Consider the following 18,314-nt stretch of genomic DNA (forward strand, 5'->3'; position numbering starts at 1 on the left):
GCCCCGGCACCCGGCGCCGGTTCCGCCTCCCCAGCCGCCGCTCAGTCGTCGTCCTCCGACGGCTGAAGCGGCGCCAGCAGCCGCTCGATCTCCGCGGCGCTGAACTTCTCCAGACGATCGCCCCCGTCCCGGCCCAGCAGGCCGTCCGCCAGCGCCCGCTTGCGGGCCTGCAGCTCCAGCATCCGTTCCTCGATCGAGCCCTCGATCGCCAGCTGGTGGACGAACACCGGCCGCGACTGGCCGATCCGGTGCGCCCGCGCATGCGCCTGGGCGTCGACCGCCGGGTTCCACCAGGGATCGACCTGGATCACCGTGTCGGCGGCCGTCAGCGTCAGGCCGACGCCCCCCGCCTTCAGGCTGACCAGCATCAGCGGCGCCTCCCCCGCCTGGAAGCGCCGGACCACCTCCCCACGCCGCCCTTGGGGCGTCTCGCCCGTCAGTTTCATCAGCGGGATCCTGGCGTCGTCCATCGCCGCCTCGATCAGGTCCAGCATGCCGGTGAATTGGGAGAACACCAGGATCGTCCGGCCTTGGGCGATGAGCTCGGGCACTTTTTCCCGGATCCACTCCAGCTTGGCCGCCTCCATCCCGGGCGGCATCTCGATCCCCGGCACCAGCCGCGGATCGCAGCAGACCTGGCGCAGCTTGAGCATCGCGTCCAGCACCGACATCAGCCCGGAGCCGAAGATCTCCGACTCCTTCAGCAGCCGCCGCACCAGGTGATCCGCGCCGATGCGGACGCTTTCATACAGCTGGCGTTGCCGGCCCTGCAGGGGGATGCGCTGGGTCAGCACCGTCATTGGCGGGAGGTCCTGGGCCACCTCTTCCTTCAGCCGGCGCAGGATGAACGGGCGCACGCGCGTGGCCAGTTCGCGGGCGCGGCGGGCATCGCCGGTCTGCTCGATCGGCTTGCGCCAGTGCCGCGCGAACGAACGCGATTCGCCGAGGTAGCCCGGCATCAGGAAGTCGAATTGCGTCCAGAGCTCGCCGAGGTGGTTCTCCAACGGCGTGCCGGTGAGCACCAGCCGCTGGTCCGCCTGGAAGCGGCGCAACGCGCGCGCCGCCCGGGAGCGGGGGTTCTTCACCGCCTGCGCCTCGTCCAGCACCAGCACCGAGAACCTCGGCTTGGCCAGCGCCCGCAGTTCCCGCCAGGCCAGGCCGTAGCTGCACAGCAGCAGGTCGATGTCGCCGAGCCGCTTGAGCACGTCGGCGCGTTCCGCCGGGTCGGACAGCGCCGCCACCCGCAGCCCGGGCGCCACGCGGGCGGCCTCGTTCATCCAGTTGAAGATCAGCGAGGTCGGCGCGACGACCAGCGCCGGCGAACTCAGCCGGCCCGCCTGCTTCTCCACCCAGAGGTGGGCCAAGGCCTGGGCGGTCTTGCCCAGGCCCATGTCGTCGGCCAGGATGCCGCCCAGCTCCTGCCGGGCCAGGTACTGCAGCCAGGCGAGGCCCTGCAATTGATAGGGCCGCAGCGTGATGCCGAGCCCCTCGGGCGCCGGGGGCAGTTCGGGGGGGCCAGCGTCGCGCAGGCGTTCCCACATCGTGCGGAGTTCGTCGGCGCCGAAGACCTGCCAACGGCTGTCCGGCACGTCGAGCGCCGCCAGCTGGGCCGCTTCCCAGGCGGTCAGCTTCACGGGCCCGCGCCGTGAGCGCTGCGCGACCAGCACGTCCAGCAGGTTGAGCATCAGCCGCTTCAGCGGCGCGGCGGTCGAATGCAGCCGTCGGCCGCCGGGCGCCTTCAGGCTGACGATCGCGTCGTCGTCGATGTTGGAGATCGCATCGGCATAGAGCCAGCGGCGATCCTTGCGCAGCAGGTCCCAGATCATCGGCGCGAGGTCGACGCGCTGCCCCTGGACCGTCACGCCCAGGCTCAGCATCCACGAGCCCTTGCGGCGCGACAGCCCCAACCCCGTCAGCCGGCCGGCTTTCGCCGGCGCGATGGCGGCCTGCACGTCATAGGGCGTGTCGTCCTCCGGCTGGATCTCCAGCGACCAGGCGTCGATCGCGACACTGTGATGCGCGAACCCCGGCAGGACCTCCACCTCCCAGCCCAGCTGGCGCAGGCGCGGCACCTCGTCGGCGGCGAAGTCGGGGAACAGGTCTTCCTGTTCCAGCGTCCAGCACGGGGTCAGGCCACGGCCGAAGGACGCATCGCGCCACTGCAGCATCTCGGCGTCCACCGCGTGCAACGGGAGCGCCTGCCACTGCTCGAGCGCCGCCGGTGCCGCCGGCCAGCGTTCCAGCCGCAGCAGCGAGACGCGGTCACCGCGCGGGCCGAGCTTCCCGTGCGGCCGCATGCCCAGCAGGCCATCACCGCGATTCAGCGTCTGCAGGATCAGCTTGGGCGGGAGCGGGGAAGGCGGCGTCGGAGTCATCGGCCGCCATTGTGTCGCCGTCCGCCGGCCCGCCAGTTCGACCGGTCAGCCTTCCTTGCCCTCCTTGCCGCTCTTGCCGTCCTTGCCTTCCTTGGGCGTGCGCGGCTTGGGCAGGCCGGACTTCGTGAAGTCCGCCGGCACCTGCATCAGCGCGGTGTCCGGCTCCGTGCGGCGGATGTTGCGCAGCTGGTAGTTCTGTTCGCCGGTGCGCGGATCCTTGGTCTGGACGCTGACGGTCACCTTGAGGTCGGGCGAGGTCCACACCTCCCGCGAGATCACGATCGGCTTCTCGTTGCCGATCTTGCCGGCGGGGATCGTCGACGCGGAGCGCGAGCCGGTGACCTTGAGGCCGTCGATCTCGCGCGGCGGCAACGCCTCGGACGGCGTGCGGTCCGACGGGCCGGACAGCGGCTCCATGCGCATCGCGACGGCGGCCGGGATCGGCGGCATCGGCGCGAGTTCACCCAGCGGCGCCTCGATGCGGATCATGCGCACGCTCTGGCCGGTGTCGCCGGGCGCGATCACCACCGCCGCGGGGGCGCGCGGCGCGGCCGGCGGCGACGGCGGCTTGGGCGTCTCGGCCCGGGGCGCGGACTCGCCGGAGGCGAAGGCCTCGCGCACGCGTTCGCCGTGCTCGCGCGCCCAATCGCGCATCTTGCGGGCGTACTCGCGCAGCAGCTCGTTGTAGTCCCGCATCTTGTCGTTGTACTCGCGCATGCGGTCGCGGTACTCGCGCTGCGCCTCGGCATCGACGCGGCCGCCGCCGAGGAATCGCGCGGTCTTGCGGTCGGGCTCGAGCAGCCAGTTCTCGCCGCTCACCGGGTCGCGCAGGTAGACCAGTCTGCGGCCCTGCCGCTCGACTTCCTGACGGGTGCGGCCCTCGGCGTCGCGGCACATCTGGCTGGTCTGCTGATGCACGATGCGGTTGCCGTCGGCCAGCGGCTGGACGGTCTCATGCACCGCCTGGGCGCAGTACGGCGCGCCCTTGACCACCCGCTCGGACATCAGGATCTGCGTCGCCACGCCGGACTCCGCGATCAGCGCCGACACGTCCGGCACCGGCGGCGCGGGAGGCACCGGTGGCACGAAGGCGGGGGGCGCCGGCGGCACGGGCGGCGGCGTGGCGGGCGCCGCGGGTTGGGGCGCGGGCCGCGCGTCGGGGTCCGGCGAGGCGCTCGCGGCGGGCTGGGCCTGGACCGCGGCGGCGGCGAGCGCCAGGGCGAGGGCGGTGAGGGAGGTCTTCATGGCGGTCTCCAGGAAAGAGGCGGAACGGGATCGGAGGAACGGATCGAGGGACGGATCGGGGGAACGGATGGACGGGGCGATGGATCGGCGGATCGGTGGATCGATCAGGGCATGACGCGCATCGCGAGCACGTCGCCGGAGGCATGGACGAGCAGCTCGGCGCGCACCGGTGCCGCGGCGTCGGCGGGGTCGTAGGGCAGGCCGAGCAGCGCGAGCCGTTCCCGCGACACCTCGGCCGGCACCAGCCACGCGGTGCCGGCGCCGGCCTTTTCATAGGCGGCCCAGCGATCGGCGGTCACCAGCACGATGAAGCCGCTGCCCGAGCTGCCCAGCACGGTGGCGCCCGATTCGCCCGGCGGCGCCGAACCCAGCAGCCACACGCAGGCGACCAGCACCGACGCGCACAGCGCCGGTCCGGCGAGCGCCCAGCGCCAGCGGCCGGAGCTCGCGCCGCGCCCGCGGGCGGCGAACTGCTGGCGCATCGCGGCCAGCACCGCGTCGTCGCGTTCGCGCGTCGGGGCGCGCTGTCTGAGGTCCTGGGCCACGGCCCAGAGCCAGTCGGCCAGGCGCGCGGTGCGGGGCGGGGAGGAGTCGGTGGTCTTCATCATGCGGACTTCGATGAACGGGCAAGGGCGGCGACGTCGGCGGAGGCGGTGGCCGCCGTCGCCGGTGGGCCGTCGTCCTGCAACGCGGCCAGCAGCCGGGCGCGGCCCCGGTGCAGCCGCGTGCGCAAGGTGTTGAGTTCGATGCCGGCGATGCGGGCGGCCTCGGCGTAGGCGCGTTCCTGCAGGTCGACCAGCACCACCGCCTCGCGGAAGGTCCAGGGCAGGGCCTGCAGCGCGGCCCAGACGCGGGCCTGGTCCTGCGCCCGCACGAGTTGCTGCTCGGGCGCTTCGGCGTGGCTGCCGGTGTCGGTGGCGTCGTCGGCCTCGTCATGCGCGACCGGCAGATCCCGCCAGCGCGCCAGCAGGTGGTGTCTGGCCATGCCGGCGAGGTAGGCGCCGAGCGGTCCCCGGCCGGCGTCCCAGCCCTCCGGCCGGCCGGCGAACTGGACGAAGGCCTCCTGCATCGCGTCCGCCGCCCAGTCGGGCTGGCCGCACAGGGCCAGCGCGTAGCGATAGACGCCGGGCGACTCGCTGCGATACAGCGGCTCCAGCGCGGCGGCGTCGCCCTGGCGCAGCCGCCGCACCAGCGCTTCGCTGGTGGCGGTGGACGGCGGGTCGACCGCGCCGCCGGGCGTGGAGGTCGGGCGGGCGCGGCCAGCCAGGCGGGTCCAGAAGCTCATGGGGCGATCGACGAAGGCGAGAAACGCAGCATGACCGTATTGCGCCGGGCGCTCCAGAAGTTCCCAGGCTTCCGGACCCCACCCCTTGTTTCAGGGGTATGACACCGCCACGCCACACCGGGCGGCCTCCGCCCGGCGGGCAAGAACGGTGCGCGTGCGATGTGCGCAAATCGTTTTCGTCGGGGCCATTTCACGCAAGTGAGGGCAGGCTTACAAGTCCATCTTGGTGCATCCGCCGGGTGAAAACCCCAAGTGCGTGCATGGGGACCCGGTCCTAGCATCCATGCCACTCGACGCGACGCTCATCCCGCTCCGGCCCCAAAGCCGGCGAAATGGGGGTTGCCTACGGGGGCTGAGGAGACAAACAGATCAAACCAACACCAACGAATCGCAGTGACACTGTCACAATTCGCGGGCCCCTGGATCAGGGGCCCGTTTTGTTTTGGTGGCCCGGATTGACGATGTCCCAGCGATCGTGCGCGGCCGGTGTTCGCGGCCTTGAGGCCGTTCCTGCGAGTCGTTGCTGATGATCGAGTTGTTGACCGCGGCCGTGGCGTCGCTGCTGGCCGGATTCGTGGACGCGGTCGTCGGCGGCGGCGGGCTGATCCTGGTGCCGGCGCTGTTCAGCGTCTACCCGAACGCCGCGCCCGCCACCCTCTTCGGCACCAACAAGGGCGCCGCCATCTGGGGGACGGCCTGGGCCACCCATCAATACGCGAAGCGCGTGACGCTGCCCTGGCGGTCGCTGATGCCGGCCGCCGCCGCGGCGCTGCTGGGCAGCTTCGTCGGCGCCTGGGCGGTCACGCAGGTGGATCCGAGCGGCCTGCGCAAGGCGCTGCCGGCGATCCTGCTGGGCGTGCTGCTGTACACGCTGGCCAAGAAGGACCTCGGCCGCCACCACGCGCCGCGCCACGAGGCGGCGACGCAGACGCTGATCGCCAGCGCGATCGGCCTGACCATCGGCTTCTACGACGGCTTCTTCGGTCCTGGCACCGGCAGCTTCTTCGTGTTCCTGTTCGTGCGGCTGCTGGGCTTCGACTTCCTGCACGCGTCCGCCACCGCCAAGCTGCTGAACACCGCGACCAACTTCGCCGCGCTGATGCTGTTCGCCGCCAAGGGCCATGTCTGGTGGCACGTGGCGGCGGTGATGGCGGTGGCCAACGTCCTGGGCAGCCTGGTCGGCACCCGGATGGCGCTGGCCAAGGGGGCCGGCTTCGTGCGCGGGATGTTCGTCGTCGTCGTGTCGCTGCTGATCCTGAAGACGGGGTACGACGCCTTCCTGCGCTGACCCGCGGCGGTCATCCTCCGCCTTGAGGAGGAACGCGCGCCGCGCAGCGCCCCCCGGGCACGCCAAACGCCCCCCGAACAACTCGTCACCGGCTGTCCGCCAAAGGCGGGATGCCGACGGCCCATCGCCCGGGCTACCATCCGACTAAACAACCGCTGCTCACCATGCCTGTCGACCCTCAACTGCGTGCGCTGGATATCGAGATCCCCACCCAGCCCGAAGTGCTGGTCAAGCTCTCGCTGCTGATGGCGGACGAGGACATCGACCTGCAAGCCGTCTCGGCGCTGGTGGAGACCGACATGGCGCTCGCCGCCGCCGTGCTGAAGGCGGTGAACTCCTCGCTGTACGGCCTGCGCGGCCGCGTGCAGACGGTGCACCAGGCGCTGACCTACCTGGGCATGCGCGAGGTCGCCGCGATCACCTTCGAGATGGGCCTGCGCGCCGCCTTCCCGCCCGCGGTGGAGCTGGAGCCCGTCTGGTCCCGCGCCGCCAAGCGCGGCCTGCTGATGGGCCGCATGGGCCAGATGCTGGGGGTGGACCCATGGGCCGCGCACTCGGCGGGCCTGTTCGAGGAATGCGGCAAGGCGGTGCTCTACCGCCATGCGCCCGGCCACTACCCGGCGATGCTGCGCGCGACGGGCAGCGACAAGGAACTGGTCCAGCTGGAACACACCGCCTTCGGCGTCAGCCACGACGCGCTGGGCGCCGCGCTGTGCGAGAGCTGGGGCCTGGCGCCCGCCGCCGTGGCCAGCGTGCGTTTCCACGTGCAGGTCCAGGACGAGCTGCAGATGCCCGAGGCGATGCAGCGCCGCGGCGTCGGCGCGATCTCGCTGGTCGCCTGGACGCTGATGAACAAGCCCGAGGCGGTCGACGAGACCGTCATGGAGATCGCGCCGCAGGCGCAGCTGGACGAGACCCTGATGCTGCGAGCCGCGCGCCGCGTCGAGGAACAGCTGCAGCAGGCCGAATCGCGCGGCCGCTGAGCGGCTCCGCCAGCGCCGGCGGCGCGTCTCAGGACGCGAGGCAGAGCCGGTCGCGCCCCATGTGCTTGGCGAGGTAGAGCGCCTCGTCGGCCGCCTGCATCAGCGCCTGCGCGCTCAGGTAGGGATGACCGGGCTGCGAGGCCGCCAGCCCCGCGCTGATCGTCACGATGCCTTCGCCCGGCGCGTCGTCCGGCAGCGCGCCATGCGGCATCGCGAGCGCACGCCAGGCCTCGCGCAGCGCCTCCATCAAGCCCTGCGCGGATTCGGCGTCGAAGCCGGGCAGCAACACCGCGAATTCCTCGCCGCCAAGTCGCGCCACCAGGTCGGTGTCGCGCTGGAAATGCTCGGCGAGCAGCCGCGCGAGCCGGCGCAGCACCTCGTCCCCGGCCGCGCGCCCGTGGCGGTCGTTGTAGGGCTTGAGGAAATCCACGTCGAGGATCGCCAGCGCCAGCCGCCCCTGGTCCCGCTGCGCGCGCTTGAACTCGCGGCGCAGCGCGGCATCGAACTCGCGCCGATTGGCGATGCCGGTGAGCGCGTCGTGGCGCTCCATCGAGGCGAGTTCCCGCCGCTTCGCCTCCAGCGAGCGCTCCGCCTGCTGCAGCGCGCGATGCTGGCGGGCGATTTCCTCCTGCAGCTCGCGGCCCCGCGATTGCTCGCGGTGCAGTTCGTCGCCGAGCGAGGTGCGGACATGATCGAACGCCTGCTCGAGCTGCAGCAGCTCCCGCGGTCGGGGCTCGCCGGCATCGAACCAGGTGGGCGCCTGCGGCGGCAGCGTCGGGTCGAAGCGGCTGGCCTGCTCCGACAGCTGTCGCAACTGGCGCAGCAGCCAGCGGTCCATCACCAACGCGGCCGCCAGGCCCAGCACCGTCGCCAGCGTCAGGTGGATCAGCGTCGAACGCAGCAGCGGATCGCGGCGCAGCGTGTCGCCCAGCGTCGCCGCGGCGGCCTGCAGGCGCAGCTCGCCGGTCTCGGCGAGCGAGAAGGCCGCGCTGCGGCCCGGCTCGCTGTCGTCGTCGGACAGCGCGCGGAATTGCGCGCCGTCGGGCGTCGTCAACTCGACGCGGCGCAGGTTGTGGCGGGCCAGGATGTGATGCAGCAGGCCATGCAGCGCCTCGGGCTGTTGCGGCCGCTGATGCAGGCTGTAGGCGAGCGGCCCGGCGTACAGCAGGGGGATGGCGCTCAGTTCGGCGTCAGCCTCGGCGGCCCGGCGCTGGGTGGTCTCGCGCAGCTCCCAGCCGGTGGACAGGGCCACCAGCAGCAGGCCCAGCGCGAATAGCGCCAGCAGCGAGCGGGCGCCGACCGAGAGGTGGATGGCCTTGTGGGTCATTGGGTGGATGTCGGGGGTTGCGACAAAAGTCGCGGGGAGCACCGTCGAATCACCTGCGGACCATTGTGCCGAGCCGGGCTCGCTGGTTTCCCCGGGGAAACTCCAAGCGGGGGTGGGACCCAGAATGGCCCCCCATACCTCAGGGGGAGGCGATGAAGCGAGTCGGCGTGGCCGCGGGGATGCTGCTGCTCGCGGCCGGCACGGCCTGGGCCGATCCCGGCTATTACCTGGTGCGCCCGTACAGCGAGCGTGGCCAGGCCACGCTGGACCTGCGCTACTGGCAGGTCGATCCGCCGGACGAGGGCGCGACGCTGTGGCCCGAGGTCGGGCTGCGCTACGGCGTGACCTCGCGCTGGAGCACCGAGCTGCTGCTGAGCTGGATCGGCCCGACGCCGCATGAGCAGACGCTGAGCTCGATCAACTGGGTCAACCAGTTCCTGTTCACCCAGGGCGACACGCCGTACGACCTCGGCCTGCACCTGCAGCTGATCCGCAACCGCGACCAGGGCAACGCGGTCGAGGTCGGTCCCATCTTCCAGACCGAATGGGGCCTGGCGCAGCTCAACCTGAACGTCTTCTTCAGCCACGACGCCGGATCGCGCCGGCGCAACCAGACCAAGCTGCAATGGCAGGGCCTGTACCGCTGGCAGGCGGGATGGCGCGCCGGCGTGCAAGGCTTCGCCGAGCCGAAGTCCTGGCGCACCGGACCGGTGGTGAAGGTGGACCTCGGCGCCGGCGTGGAACTGTCCGCCGCCTACCTGTGGGGGAACACCTATCGCAGCCGGGGGGACATGTTCAGCGCCGTGCTGCAGTGGGGCTTCTGAACTGGCGATCGAGCGACACCACGCGAAGGGGCGAAGGCCGGAAGGGTCTTGCGCCTGGGCGACAACCCGGCACGATCCCGCTGCCTAGAATCCGCCCGCTCCCGACGCCTTCTCCCGAAGGCGCCAGGAGCAGCGTTCTCAGGGCGGGGTGAAAGTCCCCACCGGCGGTATCCGAGGCACGGTCGACAGACCGACGACCCCGGGAGCCCGCGAGCGCCCGGCATCGCCCTTGTGATGCCGGGGTCAGCAGACCTGGTGAGAGGCCAGGGCCGACGGTCACAGTCCGGATGAAAGAGATCGCGTTCATCGTCGGCCTCGCGGGCCGGTGCGAGCGTCCGCGCTCGCGCCGCCGCTCGGCCGCGCTGCGACGTGCGCCCTGATTCATCGTCCCACCTTGCAAAGGGTTCACATGAATCAGACCAACCTCCACGCTCCCGCCATCGCCGGTTCCTCGGCGAACTCCCCGGCGGAATCTCCCTCGAAACCGCCGGCGAAACCGCCAGCGAAACGCACCACGCCCCGCGTGGCCATCGTGTCCGCCAGTTGGCATGCCGACCTCGTCGGCCGCTGCCGCGAAGCCGCGATCCGCGGACTCGAATCGACCGGGCCCGTCCAGGTCGACACCTTCGACGTTCCCGGCGCCTTCGAGATCCCGCTCCACGCGATGAAGCTCGCGCGTAGCGGGCAGTTCGACGCGGTGCTCGCCTGCGCCCTCGTCGTCGACGGCGGCATCTACCGCCACGACTTCGTCGCCCACGCCGTCATCGACGGGCTCATGCGGGTCCAGCTCGACACCGGCGTGCCGGTGTTCTCGGCGGTGCTCACGCCGCTCGCGTTCCACGAGCATGCGACCCACCACGGGTTCTTCCACGAACACCTCGTGGTGAAGGGGACCGAACTGGCCTCCGCCTGCCGGGCGACGCTGGCGGCGCTGCGCAAGCTCGACGCGCTCGTCGACTGACCGACTGACGTTGGCGGATCGGGGGCGCTCCTGTTGGGGGGCGGCCTCCGACTTCGGTACGCCAGGCGCGGCCCATCACAGGGCATGAGGGCTCCCTCCAGGACCCTCACGCCCTATTCCGGGCCCAGTCACGCTCGCTGGTCGCGGGCCTTATCGGGTGGCGACCAGCCCGGCCAGGGCCAGGGAGGTCACGAACCTCCTCGGCCGGCCGTCCAGCGGATCGGTGAAGGCGACCTCGCGGGCAAGCAGTTGCAGCGGACGCGTGAAGTCCACCTCGTCCTCCACCGGCTGCAGCACCGGATAAATGCGGTCGTTCTCGATGGGAAGACCGAGCGCGCACAGCTGCGCCCGCAGCTGATGCTTCACGCCCGTGCGCGGACGCAGCTCGTAGTGCGCGCGGCCCTCGTCCAGGCGCGCGAGCAGCGCGATGCGCGTGAGCGCATTGGGCTCGCCGTCGACCGTGCGCATCTGCATGAAGTCGACCGGGTGCTCCTCCAGGCGGCTCGCCTGCTCGAAAGGGAGCCGTTCGCCGACATCGTCGAGCCACGGCGCGATCGCCTCGTACACCTTCTCGACATCGCGTTCGCGGAAGAGCCGTTGATACGCGTCCCGCGTCGCGGCCTGCGTCGAGAACAAGGTCAGTCCCGCCGTCTCCCGGTCCAGCCGATGGATCGGGCTCAGGTCCGCCAGGCCGGTCTCGCGCCGCAGACGCGTCAGCAGCGTCTGCTGCACGTAGCGGCCCTTGGGCGTGACCGGCAGGAAGTGCGGCTTGTCGGCGACCAGCAGGTGCGCGTCGACATGCAGGATCCGCGATGCGAAGGGCACCTCCGGCTCGTCCGCGAGCCAGCGCCAGTAGTAGAGCCGGCGTTGCGCGCGATACGGCGCATCGGGCGCGAGCGGCTCGCCGGTGTCGTCGAGCACGTCGCCGCGCGCCATGCGCGCCGCCCAGTCCTCGCGCGGGACCAGCGGCAGCCGTTCGGCCAGGAAGTCCAGCACCCGCGGCCACGGGCCCGGCGGGCAGGCGAGCGCGCTGGCGGCGACGCCGTCGCGCAGCGGCAGCGCGAGCTTGGGCGGACGGGCCATGCGCGTCCCTACTCGACCTGCGCCGGTCCGCGCGCGCGCTCGTCGAGGAAGCGGTTCAGGCGCTGCAGGTCCTCGGTGTCGATCGGCGCGCCGTTGCGCCAGGCCTTGATCCAGGCCTCGCGCTGCGGGTCGGCCGCGAGCTGGCGCACCGCCTGGTCCATCGCCTCGATGGCGCGCCGGCCCTCGGGCGTGCGGCTGCAGCCCGCGGTCGCGACCAGCGTGCTGCGGCCTTCGGCCAGCGGCAGCTTCGCGAGCTCCGGCGCGCCGGGATGCATGGCGCTGAAGTCGTCGACGGTGATCGGGTACTCGAGCGTGTAGTCCATCCGCCGCGCGCGCAGCATCGGCAGCAGGTGCGCGCCGCGGCCCGCGACGACCGAGCGCGGCGCGCGCTCCGGATCGGCGGTGAGCAGCTTGTCGATGCGCGGCCCGAAGCTGCGGTCGCGCGGCACCAGGCCGGTCAGGTCGGTGCGGCGCAGCAGGTCGGCCAGCTGCAGCGGCTGGCCGTTCGACTCGAAGCGCGACAGGTCCTCGCGACGCACGATCACGTGGATCTGGCGCGAGAGCATGGGCGGGTACAGCGAGGTGAAGTACAGCCACTGCAGCCGCTCGGGCGTGCGCACGTGCAGCACCGAGCAGATTGTCTCGCCCTGGCGCGCCTGCGCCTCGAAGCGCGGCAGGCTCAGCTCGACGAAGACATGGCGGAACTGCGGCATGCGCTCGATCAGCAGGCGCAGGAAGCCGTCGACCTCGCCCTGGCCGAGGTCCTCGACCCGCTGCGGCGCCTTGCCGTCGCGGTAGACGAAGTGAGGCGGCATGTCCTGCACCAGCCAGCGCAGGATCGGCAGCGGCGCGGCGGGCGAGGGGGAGGCCGAGGACGGCGATGGCGTCGTCGGCTGCGCCGCGGCGGGCACGGCGGTCAACGCGCCCAGCACGAATGAGAAGGCGAACGCGGCGGCCGCGGCCAGGGGGGCGACGAGGTCGCGCCCGGCCACGTGGCGTCGGCGGGTCAGTCGCCCTCGACCCATTCCACCTTGGCGCCGAGGCGGGTGATGTTCTCGGCGAACTGCGGATGGGCGCGGCGGACCGGCGTCGCGTTGCGGATGACGGACTTGCCGGGGATGCTGGCCGCGACCATCAGCAGCGCGATCGCGACGCGGATGATGTACGGGCTCTCGACCTCGGCCGGGCTCAGCGGCTTGCCGCCGAAGGTCACCATGCGGTGCGGGTCCGACAGGAAGGCATGCGCGCCGAACTTGGACAGCTCGGTGGTCCAGCCCATCGCGCCGTCGTAGACCTTGTTCCAGAACATCACGCTGCCTTCGGCCTTGACGCCCAGCGCCACGAAGATCGGCAGCAGGTCCACCGGCAGGTAGGGCCAGGGCGCCGCTTCCACCTTCTGCAGGATGTTGCGGGTGAAGGGCTCCTTGACCTTCAACTTGCCCTCGACCACCGAGCGCGACCAGCCGTCCTCATGCACGATCTGGACGCCGAACTTGGCGAAGGTGCGGTCGATCAGCGGGAACTGCTCGGGGTGTGAATTCTTGACCCGCACGTCGCCGCCGGTGATCGCGCCCAGCGCGAGGAAGGTGACGATCTCGTGGAAGTCCTCGGCGAAGGTGAACTCGCCGCCGCCCAGTTCCTTGACGCCGTGGATGGTCAGGCGCGAGGTGCCCAGGCCTTCCAGCTTCGCGCCTAGCATCTGCATGAACTGGCAGAACTCCTGGACATGCGGCTCGCTGGCGGCGTTCATCAGCGTCGAGGTGCCGTGGGCGAGCGCGGCGCACAGCACGAAGTTCTCGGTGGTGGTGACCGAGGCGTAGTCGGTCCAGTGGTCGTTGGCGCGGAGCTGGCCGTCGACCTGCAGCAGCAGGCCATCGGCGGCGCGGTCGACCGAGGCGCCGAAGCGCTCGAAGACCTCGACGTGCGGATCGATCTCGCGCGCGCCGAGCGTGCAGCCCTTGACGTCGTCCTCGATGCGGGCGGCGCCGAAACGCGCCATCAGGCCCGGCACCAGCATGATCGACGAGCGCATCTCCTCGGGCAGGTGGTCCTTGGCCGGGTCGAAGTGGGTGTCGAGGTGGTGCAGGTCCAGCACGCCGCTCTTGAAGTCCACCGTGACGCTGCTGCCCAGGTTGCGGAAGACCTCCAGGATCTTCTTGACGTCGGTGATCTCGGGCACGCCGTGCAGGCGCACCGGCTCGCGGGTGAGCAGCGTCGCGCACAGGATGGGCAGGACGGCGTTCTTGTTGGCCGAGGGAACGATGCGGCCCTTCAGGGGCGAGCCGCCGTGGACGATGAGATTGGACATGGGCTTGCGCGGGGCGCGCCGGTGGGCGGCGGAAGGATCGGTGGGCGAGCGCGAATTATCGGGGGTCGTGCGATGGCCCGGCGCTCGAACGGGACATGGGCTTGCATCTTGCAACGCCGGCCCGCGTCCCGCCAGGGAAGGTGTGCTCCGCCGGCGGAGGAATTCCTCCCAGGGCGCAGCCAGGGAAATCATGGGCCTGGGAGCGAGGCGCCGCTGGCCACAATCGCGGCCCATGACCACGCCCGTCGATCCGTCTCCCGCGCCCGGTGGCGCCCTGCCCGCGGTGCCCGCCGCGCCCGCGCCCCTGGCCGCCGCGACCTCCGCCGGCGAGGCGCCGGCCCCGTTGCTCGCGCCGGTGCGCAAGCTGCTCGAGAAGCGCGCCGGCGGCACGGCTTCCGGCACGGAAGCGGGCGAGGACCCGCGCGACTGGATCACGCCCGAGGACCTGAACGTCGCGCCGGCGCTGCTGGGCCTGCCGCTGGCCTCGCCATGGCAGCGGGCCAAGGCGATGGCGGTGGACGTGACGCTGGTGACGCTGCTGTCGAACCTGGGCAACACGCCGCTGCTGGCGGGCTGCTGCTGGGTCGCCTGGCGCTGCTACAAGCGGCAGCGCGCCTCGCGGGGCGAGGTGCAGAAGGAAAGCGGCTGGCTGGGCTGGGCGCCGGCGCTGTGCCTGGTGGCGTTCGGGCTGTACTCGAGCGTGATGGAGCACATCGACGAACAGACCCGGAGCGAGCGCCGCGAGGCGGTGGCCGCGGCGTCACCGACCAAGCCCGATCACGACGATGAGGAAAGCGCCGCCGAAGAAGCCGGCCCTCACGACGCGGCGGCCGCCAGCGACTCGACGAAGCAGCTGGTGAAGGCGGCGCTCGCGACGGCGGCGATCGCGGCCTCGGCGAGCCCGGTCGGGACCGAGGCGGAGCGGATCGAGCATGCGCGCGAGTTGGAGCGCCAGGCGCAGCGCACGCGCATCAAGGCGCTGAAGGACGAGGTCCGCGAGTTGAAGGCCGAGGCCAAGCGCTCGCTGCTGGAGAAGCTGCGCCATTGGTGGGAGCTGGTGGGCCTGAACCTGGCGTGGGCGTTCGTGTATTTCGTGGCCTTCCCGCTGATCTGGCCGGGCCAGACGCCGGGCAAGCGCCTGATGGGGCTGCGCATCGTGGAGCTGACGGGCAAGCCGCTGAAGCCGATGCTGTGCGTGCGCCGCTACGGCGGCTACGCGGCCGGCGCGACGACGGGTGGCATGGGCTTCCTGCAGATCCTGTGGGACGCGAACCGGCAAGGCCTGCACGACAAGGCGGCCCACACCGCGGTGATCGACACGAGGAATCCGCGCCGCCTGCGCCTCACCGAGGACTTGACCGGCTGATCAGCCTGTCGGATCCAACCGCTTCGCGCGCGCCAGCCGCCAGGCTTCGGCGGGGTCGTCGCCGTAGACGTCTTCCGCGGTCGTGGCGGTTTCCTTCCGCTGCGTGTCGATCGCGATGCGTTTGTCGAAGACGAAGCATTCCCCGAGCCAATCCGCGTCGGCATCGGGCATCTGCTCGAAGTAGTTGAGGATGCCGCCATCGAGCTGCCGGACGGTGAGGCCGCGATCGCTCATCCACCCCGACATCTTTTCGCAGCGGATCCCGCCGGTGCAGTACATGGCGACGGTCTTGCCCTCGCGCCGCCATTCCTCGGCGTGGGCTTCGACGTAAGCGGGGAAGTCGCGGAAGTGCCGCACGCCCGGGTCGACGGCGCCGTGGAAGTGGCCGAGCTCGAATTCGAAATGGTTGCGGTTGTCGAGCACGACGACGTCGTCGCGCCGGATCAGCTCGCGCCACGCGCGGGGGGACACGTGGGTGTCGCGGGCGTCGACCAGGCCGGTGACACCGTCGAGCCCGAAGGCGACGAGCTCCGGCTTCTCATGGACCTTCAGCAGCGTGAAGGGTCGGGTCGTGCAGAAGCTGCGCTTGAAGTGGAGGTCGGCGAAGGGCGGCTCGGCGCGGAGCGCGGCTTCGAAGGCGTCGAGCGCCTCGATCGGACCGCCGAGGGCGCCGGTGATGCCTTCGGGCGCCAGCAGCAGGTTGCCGCCGACGACGTTCCCCAGGCTCAGGTTGAGGTCCCGCAGCCGCTGCGCGAGCAAGGCGGTCTCGTCCAGGCGGACGAACTTGTAGAACGAGCTGTGCTGGTGCTCGGGGGAGGACATGGGGGGACTGGACGGGCGGAGCGGAAACCAGCCGCGATGGTACCGGGGGCCTTCCCCCGCACGGGGGCAACCCTTGTGCGGGACCGATCCTTGCCCGCCTAGAATCCGCCACCTTTTTCCTGGCGCCTGGCGCCCCTTGCCGTGTCCGACCGTCTCGCCGTCCTGCCTCAATACCTGATGCCCAAGCTGGCGATGACCCGCCTGGCCGGACGGCTGGCAGGCGCGGAACTCGGCGGCTTCACGACCTGGACGATCCGGCGCTTCATCGACCGCTACGGCGTCAACATGGCCGAGGCCGCGGAATCCGATCCCGCCGCCTACGCGACCTTCAACGAGTTCTTCACCCGCGCGCTCAAGCCCGGCGCCCGACCGCTGGCCGACGCGCCGCTGATCTGCCCGGTCGACGGCGCGATCAGCCAATTCGGCCCGATCCGCGCGGACCAGATCTTCCAGGCCAAGGGCCACCAGTACTCGACCGCCGCGCTGCTGGGCGGCGACCAGCAGCTGGCCGCGCAGTTCCGCGACGGCCACTTCGCGACGATCTACCTGAGCCCGCGCGACTACCACCGCATCCACATGCCCTGCGGCGGCCGGCTGGTGCGCATGGTGCATGTGCCGGGCGAGCTGTTCTCGGTCAACCCGACCACCGCGCGCGGCGTGCCCGGCCTGTTCGCGCGCAACGAGCGCGTCGTCTGCCTCTTCGAGGGCGAGCACGGCCCCTGGGTGCTGGTGCTGGTGGGCGCGACGATCGTCGGCTCGATGGCGACCGTCTGGCATGGCGTCGTCAATCCGCCGCGGCCGGGGCGCCTGCGCACCTGGCACTACGAGAACGAGCACTTCAGCTACGCGCGCGGCGAGGAGATGGGCCGCTTCCTGCTGGGCTCCACCGTCGTGCTGCTGTTCCCGAAGGACCTGCCGATGGCGTTCAACCCGGGCTGGCTGCCGGGCGGCCCGGTGCGGCTGGGCGAGCCGATGGCCACGCTGCGCTGAGCGCGCCGCCCCCGCCCATCGGGGGGCCCCCTCCGGCCCCGACCATGCCCTCCGAATAGGGCCCGCCTTTGCGGGACAATCGCCGTTTTGCGAAACGACGGCGACGAGCTCCCATGACCCTGCGTGTCCTGACCGGCATCACGACCACCGGCACCCTGCACCTCGGCAACTACGTCGGCGCGGTGCGCCGCGCCATCGCGGCCAGCCGCGAACCGGGCGCCGAGAGCTTCTTCTTCATGGCCGACTACCACGCGCTGATCAAGTGCGACGAGCCGGCCCGCATCGAGGCCTCGCGCCTGCAGATCGCCGCCACCTGGCTGGCCGCCGGCCTGGACACCAGCCGGGTCGTGTTCTACCGCCAGAGCGACATCGTCGAGATCCCCGAGCTGACCTGGCTGCTGACCTGCGTCACGTCCAAGGGCCAGATGAACCGCGCGCATGCCTACAAGGCCTCGGTGGACGCCAACGTCGCCGCGGGCGAGGATCCGGACGCCGGCATCACGATGGGCCTGTACAGCTATCCGATCCTGATGGCCGCGGACATCCTGATGTTCAACGCCCATCGCGTGCCGGTCGGCAAGGACCAGGCGCAGCACATCGAGATGGCGCGCGACGTCGCGCAGCGCTTCAACCACACCTTCAAGACCGAGCTCTTCGTGCTGCCCGAGGCCAGCATCGACGAGGAAATGGAACTCCTGCCCGGCCTCGACGGCCGCAAGATGTCCAAGAGCTACGACAACGTGATCCCGCTGTTCGAAGGCGGCGCGAAGGCATTGCGGGAGGCCATCTCCAAGATCGTCACCGACTCGCGCCTGCCCGGCGAGCCCAAGGAAACCGAAGGCTCGCACCTGGTCCAGATCTACGACGCGTTCGCCACGCCCGCGCAGCGCCAGGCGTTCCGCGCGGCGCTGCACGGCGGCCTGTCGTGGGGCGAGGCCAAGGACCAGCTGTTCGCGCTGATCGACGCCGAGATCGGCCCGATGCGCGAGCGCTACGACGCGCTGATGGCCAACCCCGAGAAGATCGAGGCCATCCTGATGGAAGGCGCCGCCAAGGCACGCGCCATCGCCGCGCCGCTGCTGGCCCGCGCCCGCGAAGCCGTCGGCCTGCGCCGCTTCCAACCGCTGGCCGCGCCGGTCGCCCAGGCCGCGAAGGCCAAGTCGACCGTCCCCGCGTTCAAGCAGTACCGCGAGAACGACGGCCTCTTCTACTTCAAGCTCCTCGCCGCCGACGGCACCCTGCTCCTCCAGAGCACCGGGCTGTCCCAAGGCAAGGAAGCCGGGCAATGGGTCGCGAGACTCAAGCGCGAAGGCGCGACCGCGCTGAGCGATGCCCCGGTGTCGCGTGAGACCTCGGACGAGGTGCTGCTGCCGGCGCTCGAGGCACTCGTCACCGCGGAACTCGAAGCGGCGGCCGCGAAGGGCTGATTCCCTCCTCCCTTCGGGCGACCGAGCACG

At 71.3% G+C, this 18,314-nt stretch carries 16 protein-coding genes and 1 riboswitch; of the genes, 7 read left to right on the plus strand and 9 right to left on the minus strand.

All coding sequences use genetic code 11. The annotated features are described in order from the left end of the window. Positions 1–41 precede the first annotated feature (41 nt). The 4 genes from N5D62_RS23185 to N5D62_RS23200 form a co-directional block, all read right to left on the minus strand. A complete protein-coding gene (locus N5D62_RS23185) occupies positions 42–2,375 on the minus strand; it encodes a DEAD/DEAH box helicase (protein ID WP_279760313.1) in 2,334 nt (777 codons plus the stop codon). Positions 2,376–2,420: 45 nt separating this feature from the next. After that, positions 2,421–3,620, minus strand: coding sequence for a hypothetical protein (locus N5D62_RS23190; RefSeq protein WP_279760314.1), 1,200 nt, complete (start codon positions 3,618–3,620; stop codon positions 2,421–2,423). A gap of 104 nt (positions 3,621–3,724) precedes the next feature. Continuing rightward, the gene (locus N5D62_RS23195) at positions 3,725–4,228 is read right to left on the minus strand and encodes a hypothetical protein (RefSeq protein WP_279760315.1); all 504 of its coding nucleotides are present in this window, start codon (positions 4,226–4,228) and stop codon (positions 3,725–3,727) included. Then, a complete protein-coding gene (locus N5D62_RS23200; RefSeq protein ID WP_279760316.1) occupies positions 4,225–4,905 on the minus strand; it encodes an RNA polymerase sigma factor in 681 nt (226 codons plus the stop codon). The genes N5D62_RS23195 and N5D62_RS23200 overlap by 4 nt, the downstream gene beginning before the upstream one ends. 529 nt (positions 4,906–5,434) lie before the next feature. Between N5D62_RS23200 and N5D62_RS23205 the strand changes: the two genes are divergently transcribed. Then, a complete protein-coding gene (locus N5D62_RS23205; RefSeq protein ID WP_279760332.1) occupies positions 5,435–6,193 on the plus strand; it encodes a TSUP family transporter in 759 nt (252 codons plus the stop codon). 164 nt (positions 6,194–6,357) lie between these two features. After that, the gene (locus tag N5D62_RS23210; protein WP_279760317.1) at positions 6,358–7,176 is read left to right on the plus strand and encodes an HDOD domain-containing protein; all 819 of its coding nucleotides are present in this window, start codon (positions 6,358–6,360) and stop codon (positions 7,174–7,176) included. A 28-nt stretch (positions 7,177–7,204) separates the two neighbouring features. Here the strand turns inward: N5D62_RS23210 and N5D62_RS23215 are convergent, their stop codons facing one another. Further along, positions 7,205–8,503, minus strand: coding sequence for a GGDEF domain-containing protein (locus tag N5D62_RS23215; protein ID WP_279760318.1), 1,299 nt, complete (start codon positions 8,501–8,503; stop codon positions 7,205–7,207). Between the two features lie 152 nt (positions 8,504–8,655). Here N5D62_RS23215 and N5D62_RS23220 point away from each other — a divergent pair, with 152 nt between their 5' ends. Together N5D62_RS23220 and N5D62_RS23225 are read left to right on the plus strand one after the other, a co-directional pair. Continuing rightward, positions 8,656–9,327, plus strand: coding sequence for a hypothetical protein (locus tag N5D62_RS23220; protein WP_279760319.1), 672 nt, complete (start codon positions 8,656–8,658; stop codon positions 9,325–9,327). Between the two features lie 130 nt (positions 9,328–9,457). After that, a riboswitch (FMN riboswitch) is annotated at positions 9,458–9,630 on the plus strand. 106 nt (positions 9,631–9,736) lie between these two features. After that, complete coding sequence (locus N5D62_RS23225) at positions 9,737–10,288, plus strand: 6,7-dimethyl-8-ribityllumazine synthase (RefSeq protein ID WP_279760320.1); 552 nt, start codon at positions 9,737–9,739, stop codon at positions 10,286–10,288. 150 nt (positions 10,289–10,438) lie between these two features. On the opposite strand, the gene N5D62_RS23230 is transcribed toward N5D62_RS23225, so the two are convergent. From N5D62_RS23230 to N5D62_RS23240, 3 genes are read right to left on the minus strand one after another with little or no spacing between them, the layout of a single operon-like run. Continuing rightward, positions 10,439–11,371, minus strand: coding sequence for a pseudouridine synthase (locus N5D62_RS23230; protein ID WP_279760322.1), 933 nt, complete (start codon positions 11,369–11,371; stop codon positions 10,439–10,441). Positions 11,372–11,379: 8 nt separating this feature from the next. Next, the gene (locus N5D62_RS23235; RefSeq protein WP_279760323.1) at positions 11,380–12,363 is read right to left on the minus strand and encodes a TIGR02285 family protein; all 984 of its coding nucleotides are present in this window, start codon (positions 12,361–12,363) and stop codon (positions 11,380–11,382) included. 14 nt (positions 12,364–12,377) lie between these two features. Beyond that, positions 12,378–13,679 (minus strand): UDP-N-acetylglucosamine 1-carboxyvinyltransferase, encoded by a 1,302-nt coding sequence (locus tag N5D62_RS23240; protein ID WP_279760324.1) that lies wholly within the window; start codon positions 13,677–13,679, stop codon positions 12,378–12,380. Between the two features lie 232 nt (positions 13,680–13,911). Between N5D62_RS23240 and N5D62_RS23245 the strand changes: the two genes are divergently transcribed. Next, positions 13,912–15,045 carry an RDD family protein gene (locus tag N5D62_RS23245; RefSeq protein WP_279760325.1) on the plus strand — a complete coding sequence of 378 codons (1,134 nt, stop codon included), beginning with the start codon at positions 13,912–13,914 and terminating at the stop codon, positions 15,043–15,045. On the opposite strand, the gene N5D62_RS23250 is transcribed toward N5D62_RS23245, so the two are convergent. After that, a complete protein-coding gene (locus N5D62_RS23250; protein WP_279760326.1) occupies positions 15,046–15,867 on the minus strand; it encodes a rhodanese-like domain-containing protein in 822 nt (273 codons plus the stop codon). 141 nt (positions 15,868–16,008) lie between these two features. On the opposite strand from N5D62_RS23250, the gene asd reads away from it, so the two are divergent. Continuing rightward, a complete protein-coding gene (gene asd / locus N5D62_RS23255; protein ID WP_279760327.1) occupies positions 16,009–16,857 on the plus strand; it encodes an archaetidylserine decarboxylase in 849 nt (282 codons plus the stop codon). A 113-nt stretch (positions 16,858–16,970) separates the two neighbouring features. Then, the gene (locus tag N5D62_RS23260; RefSeq protein WP_279760328.1) at positions 16,971–18,284 is read left to right on the plus strand and encodes a tryptophan--tRNA ligase; all 1,314 of its coding nucleotides are present in this window, start codon (positions 16,971–16,973) and stop codon (positions 18,282–18,284) included. The last annotated feature ends 30 nt before the right edge of the window (positions 18,285–18,314 follow it).

This window comes from Mitsuaria sp. GD03876, from assembly GCF_029840635.1.
GTDB lineage: Bacteria > Pseudomonadota > Gammaproteobacteria > Burkholderiales > Burkholderiaceae_C > Roseateles.